This is a genomic window from Bradyrhizobium sp. USDA 3315, from assembly GCF_054056795.1.
On sequence record NZ_JBSRYP010000001.1, the window covers coordinates 3,228,296 to 3,241,501 of the forward strand.

Below are 13,206 nucleotides of genomic sequence, written 5' to 3' on the forward strand. Positions count from 1 at the left end.
TTCGCCGTGTAGATGATCTGGTCGCGATGGCGATCTATCATCTTCACGTCAAGGTCATTGGCCGCAAATCCGGCTCAAGCGCGGTGGCGTCAGCCGCCTACCGTTCGGGCTCGCGGCTGCGCGACGAGCGCTTGGACCGCAGCCACGACTTTTCCGGCAAGCGCGGCGTCGTCCATTCCGAGGTGATGCTGCCGGAGAACGCGCCAGAGGCATGGAGCGACCGCGAACGGCTCTGGAACGATGTCGAGGCCTTCGAAATCCGCAAGGACGCTCAGCTTGCCCGCGAGGTGGAGTTCGCCATCCCGCGCGAGATGACACAGGCTCAGGGGATCGAGCTTGCCCGCGACTTCGCTCGGGCCGAATTCGTCGAGCGGGGCATGATCGCCGATCTCAACGTGCATTGGGACGTGACCGAGGACGGCATGCCCAAACCGCACGCCCATGTCATGCTCACCATGCGCGCGGTGGACGAGAACGGCTTTGGCCAAAAGGTGCGGGATTGGAACTGCACGGAGATGGTCGAGCGCTGGCGCGAACGCTGGGCGGAGATCGCCAATGAGCGTCTCGCCGAACTCGACATCGACGCGCGGATCGACCATCGCAGTCTGGAAGCGCAGGGTATCGCACTGGAGCCGCAAAGCCAGATCGGCGCACCCGCCAAACGCATTGAGAACCGCGGCATCGAGGGCGAAGGCAGCGAGGCCGATCGCGCCGAGATGCACCGCGAGATCGCGCGCAGCAATGGCGCGCAGATCATCGCCGATCCCTCCATTGGGTTGGGCGCTATCACCCGGCAACAATCGACCTTCACACGCCGCGACATTGCGAAATTCGCGCACCGGCACAGCGACGGGATCGACCAGTTCAACGAGGTCATGAGTGCGATGCGTAGCGCACCTGGTCTGGTCGAACTCGGCAACGACGGTCGCGGCGAGGATCGCTTCACCACCCGCGAGATGATTGAGGCCGAACAGCGCCTGCACCGCGCGGCCGAACTCATGGCGGAACGGGAATGCCATGCGACGCGGGACGCGGACCGCGAGGCCGTTTTGGCACGCGCGGAAGCGCGCGGCCTTGTCCTTTCCGGCGAACAAGCCGAGGCGCTGGCGCATATCACCGATGGGCGCGATCTCGGCGTTGTCGTCGGCCACGCCGGCACCGGCAAGAGCGCGATGCTGGGCGTGGCGCGGGAGGCCTGGGAAGCGGTGGGCTATGAGGTCCGGGGCGTGGCGCTGTCCGGCATTGCGGCGGAAAATCTCGAAAGCGGATCGGGCATTGTGTCACGCACCATCGCCAGCATGGAGCATGGCTGGGCACAGGGCCGCGACCTGCTCACGTCGCGCGATGTGCTGGTGATCGACGAGGCGGGTATGGTCGGGACGCGCCAGTTGGAGCGCGTGCTGTCCCATGCTGCCGAGGCTGGCGCAAAGGTCGTGCTGGTCGGCGATCCGCAACAACTGCAGGCCATCGAGGCCGGCGCGGCGTTCCGCTCGATCCATGAGCGTCACGGCGGGGCGGAAATCGGCGAAGTGCGCCGTCAGCGAGAGGACTGGCAGCGCGACGCCACGCGCGATCTCGCCAGTGGCAAAACCGGTCATGCGCTTGAGGTCTATCGCTCCCATGGCATGGTGCATGAGGCCCAGACCCGCGGGCAGGCGCGCGGCGATCTGATCGAGCGCTGGAACCACGACCGGCAGGCGTCGCCCGATAGGAGCCGGATCATCCTCACCCACACCAACGATGAAGTCCGCGCACTCAATGAGGCAGCCCGCGAGCGGATGCGGACCGCCGGCGATCTAGGAGATGACGTCCGCCTGACCGTCGAACGCGGCGCGAGAAATTTCGCCAGCGGGGATCGCGTCATGTTCCTGCAGAATGAGCGTGGTCTTGGCGTGAAGAACGGCACGCTCGGAACTATCGAACAGGTCGGCAGGCAATCGATATCCGTGCAGACAGACGATGGCCGATCCGTGAAGTTCGACCTGAAAGACTACAACAAGATCGACCACGGCTATGCCGCGACCATCCACAAGGCGCAGGGCATGACGGTAGACCGCGCCCACGTGCTGGCGACGCCCGGCATGGACGCCCATGGCAGCTATGTCGCCTTGTCACGGCACCGCGACGGCGTGGACCTGCATTATGGCCGCGATGACTTTACGGGTCGGGACCGGCTTGTCCGCACCCTGTCGCGCGACCGGTCCAAGGACATGGCCTCGGACTACGACCGTGCCGATCCGGTCCAGAGCTATGCCGAGCTGCGCGGAATCACCTTCCGCGAGCGCGTGGCCGAGATCGTGCGCAGCGTCGTACCCGAGAAGGTACGCAACATGTTCGACGGCCTTCGCTCTCCTTCAGATATGCCCCACCCGGATGGTGGGCAGAGGCCAGAGCGGGAAACGCCGGAAAGGGACAGGAGCGGTACGGGAGCCGCGCGGCGCGAGACCGAAGCGCCGGACAGGAAGGTGGCGGAAGAGGCAGAAAAGGAATTGCGTCGCGTGCGTACCCGCGCGCTCGTGCGTCATGCCGGCGCCGTGGATGCGATCTTCGAGGCGCAGGAGATGGGCGGCGAGGCCAGTCCCGAGCAAGTGAAAGAACTACAAAAGGCCCGCCGGGTCTTCGAGGAGGTGCGGCCTCACGGCTCACACGATGCTGAAGCCGCCTACAAGAAGAACCCGGAGCTTGCCCGCGAGGCGGCTGGCGGTCGGGTCAACCGCGCCATCCGCGCGCTCCAGCTCGAGACCGAACTGCGCATCGCCCCTAGCCGCCGCGCCGACCGCTTCGTGGAGGACTGGCAGAGGCTTGACCAAGCCAGCCTGCGCCAGTATCAGGCGGGCGATTTCTCCGGCTACAGGGCCACGCGTGCGGCGATGGGCGACATGGCAAGAAGCCTCGAACGCGATCCGCAACTGGAATCGCTCCTCGACAATCGCAAGCGGGAGCTCGGCATCGCGTTCGAGTCAGGCCGCCGGCTCGGCCTCGAACTCGCCTTCGTCCACGGCATCGACCTTGGTAGAGGCCGCGGCATCGGAATCTGATCCATCCTATTTTCCGCCGGCTCTACGCCACAGTACGACGCCGTGAAAAACGCTGTTGCGCGCGCAACTGCTTGCTCTGTGTAGATCAGGAGCAGTCAGCAGGAGGCAGCGCAGCCATGCGCGAACCAGACCGGATCGTCCGCCTGAAAACCGTTCTTGCCCGTACCGGCCTGTCCCGATCCACCATCTACCGCAAGATCGGCGAAGGCACATTCCCGGCCCAACTCAGGATCAGCGTCAACGGCGCAGGCTGGCGGGAATCCGACATCAACCGATGGATCGCCGATCCCGCGGCGTGGCGTCCGACATGCCTGTCCGGCTCTCACCCAAACGGAGACTGACATGATGGACCAGCAACTCGTTGCGCGCATCAAGCGACGCAGCAAATACTGGGGCCAGACTGCACCTAATCAATGGTTCGCTGTACGTGTCGTAGAGGACACAGGCTACCGCCTTAGAGGCAACAACAATAACTACCGATTGGACGACGTAATTATCGGCGTGCGTCTAGCCAATGGCTGCATCGTCGATCTCGCCAACGGCAAGACTAGGACGCGGACTTATTAAGGCGCAGCCATAGCCTGATTGACGCGAACAAATGCGAGGTAGTTCGCGGCGAGCCTCTCGTAGCGCGTCGCCACCCGACGGCATTGTTTGATCTTGTTGAAGAACCGCTTGACCTGGTTGCGAGCACGATAGGGGCTAAAGCAGATTGGATCGCTGCGATTGCTTTTCGGCGGGATGTTGGCCCACGCGCCCGTCTTCATGGCAAGCTCCCTGATCCAATCCGCGTCATAGCCACGGTCGGCAAGCAGCATTGACCCGGATTTCAGAAGAGACAGCAGTTTTCCGGCGAGCCGAACGTCATGAGCCTCACCGGGGCTCAGCGCCAGCCGTACCGGCAGACCATTGCCATCGACCACCGCATGGATTTTGCTCGTCAAGCCGCCGCGGGACCGTCCCATCGATTGGCGCTGATTCCTTGTGATGCAGGCTCCATGCTGATGCACGCGAACCAATGGAGGTGTCGATCATCTGGACAGCGGCATCATGGGCAGTCGCAAGCGCTTCTATGATGCGGACCCAAACACCGGCCCGCCGCCACCTGACGAAGCGGTTGTAGCAAGTGGTGTATGGGTCAAACGCCGTCGGCAGATCACGCCAGGGTGCTCCTGATCGGAGGACCCAGAAGATGCCATTCAGGACCCGTCTGTCGTTGACCCGAGGGCCACGCGGCTTGTTCGGCAGCATCGGCTTGATGGCGATCCGTTCATGGTCGGCGAGTTCGTAGCGCATGAATCGAGCCCCCAGTTCGGGAGTTTGAATCACGGCAGTCCGGCCAAACGCAACGCTCCTGGCCCGCTCCTGGTACGGCGCTTACGGACAGGAGCGGACATCAACCAGCCCTCAATCTCTGCCAAATGCGTCGAAAATGACCCTAACCGGAAGTCTATTGATCTAAATCAACGGTACGTAGTGGGGGTGGATTTTTTATCGGATGTCGCTTGCGCGCGAATGAGCCAGATCACTCTGAGCCCACTCGCAAGCGCCAGCTAATTTTGCAGCCCGGTCGTTCGCCTTATGCGCCGCGCGGCATTGACTGTCATCTGTGCCGCTGTCCGCGCGCTCCTCGCGAACCAAGGAGGATGGCATGAATAATCAAGCCACTCTGACGCGCCGCGATACATTGCTCGCAGCCACCGCACTCGCGGCTTTATCAACGCTGGTATCCGAACCACCGGCAAATGCCCAACAAGCGACGCCATCAACTGGCGGAGCTTCTTACACATTCGAACATGGCTTCCCTACCAAGAACGCTGCGCAACGCGCCCGTGACGACGCGGACTTCCAGCGCGCCATGACAGCCTACCGCTTCTGGTACCCCACAGTTTCAGCGGAGGGCATTTTCAACGGTATTCGAGAGGTGGGCATAAAAGACAATGAGGACATGATAATACAAGTAACTGAACCGCATCATGTGATGTTCACTCCCAACTCCGACACACCTTACGGTCTTGCCGTCATCGACGTAAAGGAAGAGCCTTACGTCATCGAAGTGCCGCCCGGCCCGTTCATAGGATTGGCCGACAATCACCATCAGGGCTGGATACTCGATATGGGGTTGCCTGGCCCTGCGGGCGACAAAGGCGGCAAACATCTCATCGTTCCGCCAGACTACAAAGGACAGGTGCCTGCCGGGTATTTCACCGGCACCTCGACCTCGTTCAAGGTCATAGCGGCTTTTCGATCTCTGCCGATAGGAGGCGACGTTAGAGCAGCGACGGACGGTCTGCGACGCTTGAAGATTTACCCGCTCTCGACCGCCGCCGATCCGAAGCCGCTCAGGATTGTCGATGTCACCGACAAGGCGGTTGATGGCACCTGTCTCCGATGGGAGGACAACATCCAATACTGGCAGAAGCTGCATGAAGTGATCGATGCCGAACCTCTGGTGCCGATCTTTCTTCCGATGTACGGCGAGCTTGCCGCGCTCGGCATCGAAAAGGGAAAGCCGTTCGCACCGGACGCCCGAATGAAGGTGATCCTCGAAAACGCTGCGAAAGCGGGTCGCGACCAGTTGCTGGTGTCTGCGTTCGACAGTGACCGTCCAGATCGGCTGGCTTGGCCAGACCGCAAGTGGGAATGGGCAGGACTTGTACCGGGGAGCGCGCAGTTCGAGACCAAGAGCGGAGTAGATCTAGAAGCACGTGACCGCTGGTTCGCGCAGGCGATTGTGACTTCGCCCGCGATGTTCCGCCGTACGGTTGGAGCAGGCTCGCTTTACTGGCTTGGTAATCGCGACGCGAGCGGTGCCTTTGTAGAGGGCGGCAAGACATACAAGCTGACGGTGCCACTTCCGGTGCCCGGCAATCTTTTTTGGTCAGTCACGATTTACGACGCAACCACCCGCTCCGAAGTTCAAACCGCACAAAAGAAAGCCGCACTAAGATCACTGTTCGAACTGAAGGAAACCGGCAACGCGAAATCCGTTGATCTGTACTTCGGCCCGCAAGCGCCCGCCGGTCAGGAGGGGCGATGGATACAGACGACGCCCGGCAAAGGCTGGTTCGCGTATTTCCGCATCTACGGCCCACAAGGACCTGCGTTCGACGGCAGTTGGAAGCCGGGGGATTTCGAAGAGGCGCAAGTTAGCAGTGGCAGCGGTACCGTTGGCCGTCAGTGAACTCGGATAAGCCTATTCGCGAAAACGGAGTTGACTGATCCGCCCGATTTTGATGGCGGCGCTTGCAAGCGACATGATGGCAAGCCCGATCGCTGGGTCAACCGAACGGAGGACGTTATGATCAATCATGATGCAATCACCCGACGCGATACCCTGCTCGGCGCAACAACACTCGTAGCTCTCGGCCTCACGAGCATCGTCAGGAGCGCCCCGGCACGCGCACAGGCACCGACTGTCGGTGTCGGCATCGCACCGTCGGCAAGCGCACTTCCAAACATGCCGAAACGCAATCCCTGGCTCGCCGATAGCGTTTACCCGCAATCCCACTTTAATCCTGGCGCAACCGATTCCGTTCTGCATGCCGGCCCAGCCAGGGGGCGCCCGTTGGCGGCTGCCGACGTGAAGACGATTCCGCTCGTCTTTGTCTCCAATCCGACGGTGAAAAAGGTGGGCAATGAGACGATCATCATCGCCGCAACCGATACCGAGATCAAAAAGATCAACGCGACCGGCACCTCACTGCAGTTGGTGTCGTCTATTCCGGTCCCGGGTCTCGAAGCGGTGGCCGCAAAGGGCACGCCGGCGGCCATCGCCGCGGTGCTGGCCGAAGCCGACGCCGCAGCGCGTGCCAAGGACGAGTCGAAGATTGTCGCCTTGGCCAAAACGATGGCCGGGTTGGGATTCAGCTACGAAACGATCCCCTACGGCGTTTACAACCTGATCGACAGGGACGGTTTCAACTACGCGGCTTACGATCTCAAGATTGTCAAGACGACAGACGACAACGATCCGAAGGCACCGCTGCGCGTCGCGAAGGTGAAGGACTTTACGGCGGATATTCCGGCGGAGCTGAAACAGAGCATCACGTCGTTCACGGCTCTGAATATGACGTACGACGGCTACATCGCCGCCGCAGCGCGAGGCGGCATGCTGCTGGTTGACCGTGACCTGAACACCAAAGGGATTATCCCGTTTGCCGGAGAGGCGGTGGAGAACGGGATCTGCGTCGATGAGACCGGTGTCTATGTCGTCACCTCCAGGCGCATGCTCAAGATCGTGTGGACCGGCTCCAAGCTGTCTTACGACGAAGCCGACGGAGGATGGCAGTCCGAGTACAACACTATGACGCACGAAGAGGCGGTCGCGGCAGGCGCCTTGACCCAATCCGGTGGCTCCGGGACGACGCCGACGCTAATGGGCTTCGGTGACGACCCCGACAAGCTCGTGATCATTGCCGACGGAGATCGCGACGGCACCCACGTCGTCGCCTTCTGGCGCGACAAGATTCCGGATGGCTTCCAGCAGAAGCCCGGCACGAAGTCGCGGCGCATAGCGGATCAGATTCGCACCGACATTTCGAAGGTCACCATCGAGCCTTCGCCTAACGTGCTCGGCTACGGGACCATGGTGCTCAACTGCCGCTACCCGCAGCCCGTCCCCGGCACAATCTACGAAAACGCCATGACTGCCGGTCTGACGCGCCCAGCCCCGATGGGCGCCCAGAAGTTCACCTGGAACACGCGAACGAAGTCGTTCGAGAAGGCCTGGATCAACGGGGAGGTCGACAACTCGGACGTCATGGTGCCGGTCGTCTCCGCGGCCACTAACATGGTCTACGCCGCAACAAAAACGAACGGCCGCTACGAATACGTGGGTCTCGACTGGGATACGGGCGAAATCAAAGCACGCTGGCCGTTCCCGGACGACAGCCGACAATGGAACGCCTATGGCGGCATCACAACCATACTCGAAAACGGCGATCTTCTGATCGGAGGGCTCTTCGCCTTGAAGCGGGTCACGGTGGGATAAGCGTGCATGGTGGCTCCTTAACCCCGTATGCGGGGCTGTTCAGCGCTCCCGCGAACCATGAGGACGTCATGATCGATCATACGGGGATTACCCGACGCGACGCCCTGCTTGGCGCCACGACGCTCGCAGCAATGGGCGCCGGCATCGTCGGGACTGCGCCGGCACACGCACAGTCGCCAAGCCCGGCCGAAACGCAAGCCATCGCAAAAGACGCCTATATCTTCGGCTTTCCGCTCGTCGACAACTACCGCATCCAGCATTCCTACTTCGTGGATCGCAGCGGGCATGAATACAAGGCGCCGTGGAATCAACTGTTCAACAATGCCCGAGTCTACACGCCGGAAGACAAGGCCATTCAGACCCCCAATTCGGACACGCCGTATTCCTATGTTGGCGCTGACCTCAGAGCCGAGCCGCTGGTGTTCACGGTGCCGGCTGTCGAAAAGGGCCGCTACTATTCGCTTCAATTCATCGACATGTACACCTTCAACTTCGCCTATGTCGGCAGCCGCGCGACCGGTAACGATGCAGGATCGTACTTGCTGGCGGGGCCGAGTTGGAAGGGAGAGAAGCCGGCGGGCGTGAAGGACGTTCTGCGCTCCGAAACCGAGTTTGCGTTCATTCTCTACCGGACGCAGCTTTTCAATCCGGCCGACATCGAGAACGTGAAGAAGATCCAAGCTGGCTACCGGGTGCAGCCGCTCTCCAGCTTCCTCGGCCGACCGGCTGCGTCTGCGCCGAATGTGGACTTCGTGAAACCATTGACGCCAGATCAGCAGCGAACTTCATTGGAGTTTTTTAGAGTTCTCAACTTCGTTCTGCAGTTCTGTGCGATCCATCCGACCGAACAAGAGTTGATGGCCCGGTTTGCAAAGATTGGCATCGAGGCCGGCAAACCGTTCGAACCGAACGCGATGTCACCCGAGCAGAGGAAAGCATTCGAAGACGGGATAGTGGACGCCTGGCAGACGTTCAACAGCTTCAAAATGAACGAGATCGATACCGGCAAACTGACCAGTGGCGACCTGACCGGATCGCGCGAAGCCCTGGGAAACAACTACCTCCGTCGCATGGGCGGAACTGTGGTCGGCATCTACGGCAACTCCAAAGAAGAAGCGATTTATCCGCTCTATTTTGTCGATGCGGAGGGCAACACGCCGAACGGCGCGAAGCACTACACCCTTCGTTTTGCGAAGGATCAATTGCCGCCGGTCAACTCCTTCTGGTCGGTCACGATGTACGAGATGCCGGCGAGCCTCCTGGTCGCGAATCCGCTCAACCGCTATCTGATCAACTCGCCGATGTTGCCCGACCTGAAGCGCGATAGCGACGGCGGCCTCACGATCTACGTCCAACAGGAACCGCCGGGCAAAGACAAGGAATCAAACTGGCTGCCCGCGCCAAAGGGTCCGTTCTTCATGGCGATGCGTCTCTATTGGCCAAAGCCGGAAGCGTTGGATGGCCGATGGAAGGCCCCACCTCTGACGAGAGCGAGCTGATATGCGATTTCCGTTATTGCCCATCGCGACATATTGCGCTGCCGCACGAAGTCGGTCGCTATAGGGGCAAAGCAGACATTGCTTTAGTCGCATCACGCCGCCGGGTTTATGGGTACACGGCCTGGCCGTGGGTGAAAACCGGATATCCGTTGACGTAACGAATCGGCCGTGATTCGATTCGCGGCACTGGCCGCGACAGGCCAGGCAAGCGGCCCGCACAGATGCAGCAACACCTGCGCGAGCCTAACCCTCAACATGGAGCAAGCCATGTCTCAGGCTGATTCTGCCTATACCACGAGTCGTTCAATCTTTCCTGCCGGCCCGGCCATTCGGCGCCGGCAGTTCGTCACCGGCAGCGCCGCCATCCTGGCCGGGGTCATCACTCCCTCATGGGCTGAAAGTGTTGGCGTTTCGACCGCGCCCGACCCGGTCCTTGATGCCATCGAGGGCCACCGCCGAGTCTTTGAGGAACTGGGGCGCCTGCTCGCCGAGCAGGATGCTGCCGAGCGCGAGCTGCGCCGTGCGCCCTGCGGCAGGCGGGCCGAGCTGGAGGCCAAGTTAAGTGGCCTCTGCGAGGCTGAAGGCGCACTCGGTCGGGCTGAGATGAAGGCCTCGCGTCAGCTCGCCGGCATCGTGCCGGGAGGCCTCAAAGGAGCGGCCGCGGCGTTAAAGTATGTGCGCGAGTGTTACGAAGTTGGCCAGTACCCCCTTTACGATGAGGATGGCTACCGGCTGCTGCTGCTCTCGACTGAACGCGCGATTTGTGCGGCCGTTGGTCTCGCTATTCCGCATCGCGGTGTTGATCCTCGATAACGATTGCGCGCCTTCTTACGAGCGGGATGTGGAAACGAAGTCCTGGTCGAACCACTAAGGCACCGCCAGACGAAAGCGGTGGGAACGGATATCTCCGACCTACGACCATCGTTCCACATCTCGGCTCCACAAAGGGCCGAAGAACAAGATCGACGTGAAGGCGATCCGGGGTGGGCCTAGACATGACGCAGGAAGAGTTCGCAGGTCGCTTCGGATTCAGCGTCAATACGCTGTGCCATTGGGAACAAGGCTCGCGACAGCCGGAAGGGCCGACACGCGCTTATCTTCTCGCGATCGAGCGCGCCCGAAGGCAGTGCGGAAGGCTTTGCAGGCCGTGTGATGCGTTCGACATCTACGACAAAACCGCTGTTCGCAAGTATTTGCGCGCTCCCGTACGATGGCAGGATTTTTGGTCTTCTCTTCCTGATCCTGAGGCTGCTTGATGCCCGTTTGACTCCGCAAATCGAGCGAGCGACGGTATGGCAGAGGACACAGAACCGAAGCCGGACGACATCAGACCGGCTAACGACAATCAAGGTCCGGATGGCGGACGGAATGAGGCGGATCACAAGACGCGGCAACAGTTGGAGCAGGTGACCCTGACCATTGCCCGGCTGATCGGATGCCGGATTGCACGGAAACAGTTCGCGGCGCTCAGCGCCGCCAATGATAACAGGCCTCAAGCCACGAACGATGCGGAGGACGAGGCCGGCAAGGATTAGACAGAACGGAGACCGCCATGCCCCGCGTTGCGCTTTACGCCCGCTACTCGTCCGACAATCAGAGCGAAAGCTCGATCGAGGATCAGTTCCGACTCTGCCGAGAGCACGCAAAGCGCGAGCGATGGAAGGTCACGAGCACCTATCACGACGCCGCCATTTCGGGCGCGAGCATGATCCTGCGGCCCGGCATCCAGTTGTTGTTGCAGGATGCGCAGCGCGGTCTGTTCGATGTCGTGTTGGGCGAGGCGCTGGACCGGATTTCTCGAGACCAGGCGGATGTCGCCACTCTGTTCAAGCATCTGCGCTTCGCGGGCGTCTCCATCGTCACCCTCGCCGAAGGCGAGATCACGGAGCTTCACGTTGGCCTCAAGGGCACCATGAATGCCCTGTTCCTCAAGGATCTTGCCCTGAAGACCCATCGCGGTTTGCGCGGCCGGGTGGAGAAGGGCAAAGCCGGCGGCGGCCTCTGCTACGGCTATAACGTCGTGAAGAAGCTCGACGCCAACGGTGAGCCGATCCGGGGCGATCGCGAAATCATCGTGGAGGAGGCCAGGATCGTTCGGCGCATTTTCCGCGCCTTTGCCGCCGGCAAGAGCCCGAAGGCCATCGCGGTCGAACTAAACAAGGACGGCATTCGCGGTCCGCTCGGCCGGGCCTGGGGCGACACCAGTATCCGAGGCCACGTCTCGCGCGGCACCGGCATCCTCAACAACGAACTCTATGCTGGGGTCCTGGTCTGGAATAGGCAGCGTTTCGTCAAGGACCCGGCGACCGGCAAGCGCGTGTCACGGCCGAACCCGGAAAGCCAGTGGATCAGGAAGGAAGTGCCGCATCTCAAGATCGTCGACGATGAACTGTGGCAGGCCGCGCGGGCGCGGCAACAGCAAATCTCGGCCCTCTTCGGTCCCAGCCCGGCCAATACGCGGGAGGGCAGGGCCAAGCGGCTGCACCTCGCCAATCGGCCCGTTTCCCTCCTTTCCGGCCTTCTCACCTGCGGCTGCTGCGGCGGCAAGATCGGCATCCTGACGCCGAACCGCTACGGCTGCCTCAACCACCATCGTCGCGCGACTTGTGCGAATAACCGCACCATCACGCGCGACAAGATCGAGGCGCGGGTGCTGGCGGGTTTGAAGGATTGCCTCGTCTCTTCTCAGGCGGTCGCAGAAGCCGTGCGCGCCTATGCCGCGGAGATGAACCGCTTGAACCACGACCGGCGGGCACAGGCGGAAACAGATCACCGTGCGCTCCAGAAGATCGAGCGGGCGGTTGCCGGCATAATGGCGGCGATCGAGGACGGCCTCTACCAGCCGTCGATGAGGGCGCGGATGGACGAGCTTGAACGGCAGAAGGCGGAGATCACAGCGCGCCAGTCACAGGCTCCCGCCAACATTACCGATGTGCATCCCAACATTGCCAACGTCTATCGCAGGAACGTGGCCCGGTTCACCGAGGCGCTCGCCGAACCGGATGGCGGGCGCGAGGCAGTCGAGGCGCTGCGCTCGCTCATCGGCGAAATCGTGCTCAATCCTGGCAAGAAGCGTGGCGAGGTCCTCGCCGAGCTACGCGGCGAATTGATGGGTATCCTTGAATTCTCGAATACCCAAGAAAATCAACGGACTAATCGTCTTATGCCGGCAGTGGCAGCACGTCCTGAATTTGAGCCTTGCGGCTGGCGAAAACCCCCCCATGTATGGCCGTAGCTCAAATGGTGGGTTTGGGCCCCGGAAGGTCGAAAATGCTTTGTTTTTCAATGGGGATTGACTGACACTCTCTCCGCCGCACTGCCTCTCCACTGTATCCGGCTGTTCGCTGTGAGAACGAACCAACAGCGGCTGTTGCAGCTAGTTCCGTGATGTTCCCCTAGTCGCCAAGCAAAGCGTAGCATTAGAACGTGGGGTCGGAGGACGGTTTCCGCACAAAGGACATGGCGCGCGAAGCTCAAGCCGCTCGACGTCGGACGCGAAAAGGGACGAACAGCCCTCAGTTAGATCGCAACCTGAACTGAAGACGGCTTTTTGGCCGGCTATAGAAACGCCGCCAGCCCAGTTACGCTACCCGCCAATAAGAAAACAGGGCCTGCGAAATAGTGGGTCTAGCAATGTAGCGATCCCCCGCTACCAATCCTACGATTTTCTACGCCA

General features: G+C 61.3%; 11 protein-coding genes. 10 read left to right on the forward strand and 1 reads right to left on the reverse strand.

Annotation, left to right across the window (positions count from 1 at the left end):
- The first annotated feature begins 26 nt into the window (after nt 1-26).
- The 3 genes from traA (at nt 27) to ACVIYL_RS14805 (ending at nt 3,605) form a co-directional block, all read left to right on the forward strand.
- On the forward strand, nt 27-3,038 hold the full coding sequence (gene traA / locus ACVIYL_RS14795; protein ID WP_456778958.1) for a Ti-type conjugative transfer relaxase TraA: 3,012 nt from the start codon (nt 27-29) through the stop codon (nt 3,036-3,038).
- Nucleotides 3,039-3,154: 116 nt separating this feature from the next.
- A complete protein-coding gene (locus ACVIYL_RS14800) occupies nt 3,155-3,379 on the forward strand; it encodes a helix-turn-helix transcriptional regulator (RefSeq protein WP_310883506.1) in 225 nt (74 codons plus the stop codon).
- Nucleotide 3,380: 1 nt separating this feature from the next.
- Nucleotides 3,381-3,605, forward strand: a complete 225-nt coding sequence (locus ACVIYL_RS14805; RefSeq protein ID WP_456778959.1) for a hypothetical protein — start codon at nt 3,381-3,383, stop codon at nt 3,603-3,605.
- Here ACVIYL_RS14805 and ACVIYL_RS14810 read toward each other — a convergent pair.
- A protein-coding gene (locus ACVIYL_RS14810; RefSeq protein WP_375166802.1) for an IS5 family transposase occupies nt 3,602-4,334 on the reverse strand; the annotation gives its coding sequence in 2 pieces (ribosomal slippage) (nt 3,602-4,054 and nt 4,056-4,334; 732 coding nt in all). The genes ACVIYL_RS14805 and ACVIYL_RS14810 overlap by 4 nt on opposite strands.
- 355 nt (nt 4,335-4,689) lie before the next feature.
- Between ACVIYL_RS14810 and ACVIYL_RS14815 the strand changes: the two genes are divergently transcribed.
- From ACVIYL_RS14815 to ACVIYL_RS14845, 7 genes are all read left to right on the forward strand, one after another.
- Complete coding sequence (locus tag ACVIYL_RS14815; RefSeq protein WP_456778960.1) at nt 4,690-6,222, forward strand: DUF1254 domain-containing protein; 1,533 nt, start codon at nt 4,690-4,692, stop codon at nt 6,220-6,222.
- A 117-nt stretch (nt 6,223-6,339) separates the two neighbouring features.
- Nucleotides 6,340-8,031, forward strand: a complete 1,692-nt coding sequence (locus tag ACVIYL_RS14820; protein WP_456778961.1) for a hypothetical protein — start codon at nt 6,340-6,342, stop codon at nt 8,029-8,031.
- 68 nt (nt 8,032-8,099) lie between these two features.
- Nucleotides 8,100-9,530: a DUF1254 domain-containing protein gene (locus ACVIYL_RS14825; RefSeq protein ID WP_456778962.1), complete on the forward strand. Its 1,431-nt coding sequence runs from the start codon at nt 8,100-8,102 to the stop codon at nt 9,528-9,530.
- Between the two features lie 267 nt (nt 9,531-9,797).
- The gene (locus tag ACVIYL_RS14830) at nt 9,798-10,343 is read left to right on the forward strand and encodes a hypothetical protein (RefSeq protein WP_456778963.1); all 546 of its coding nucleotides are present in this window, start codon (nt 9,798-9,800) and stop codon (nt 10,341-10,343) included.
- Nucleotides 10,344-10,525: 182 nt separating this feature from the next.
- Nucleotides 10,526-10,786 (forward strand): helix-turn-helix domain-containing protein, encoded by a 261-nt coding sequence (locus tag ACVIYL_RS14835; RefSeq protein WP_456778964.1) that lies wholly within the window; start codon nt 10,526-10,528, stop codon nt 10,784-10,786.
- 36 nt (nt 10,787-10,822) lie between these two features.
- Nucleotides 10,823-11,065, forward strand: coding sequence for a hypothetical protein (locus tag ACVIYL_RS14840; RefSeq protein ID WP_456778965.1), 243 nt, complete (start codon nt 10,823-10,825; stop codon nt 11,063-11,065).
- 17 nt (nt 11,066-11,082) lie between these two features.
- Nucleotides 11,083-12,765: a recombinase family protein gene (locus tag ACVIYL_RS14845; RefSeq protein ID WP_456778966.1), complete on the forward strand. Its 1,683-nt coding sequence runs from the start codon at nt 11,083-11,085 to the stop codon at nt 12,763-12,765.
- The last annotated feature ends 441 nt before the right edge of the window (nt 12,766-13,206 follow it).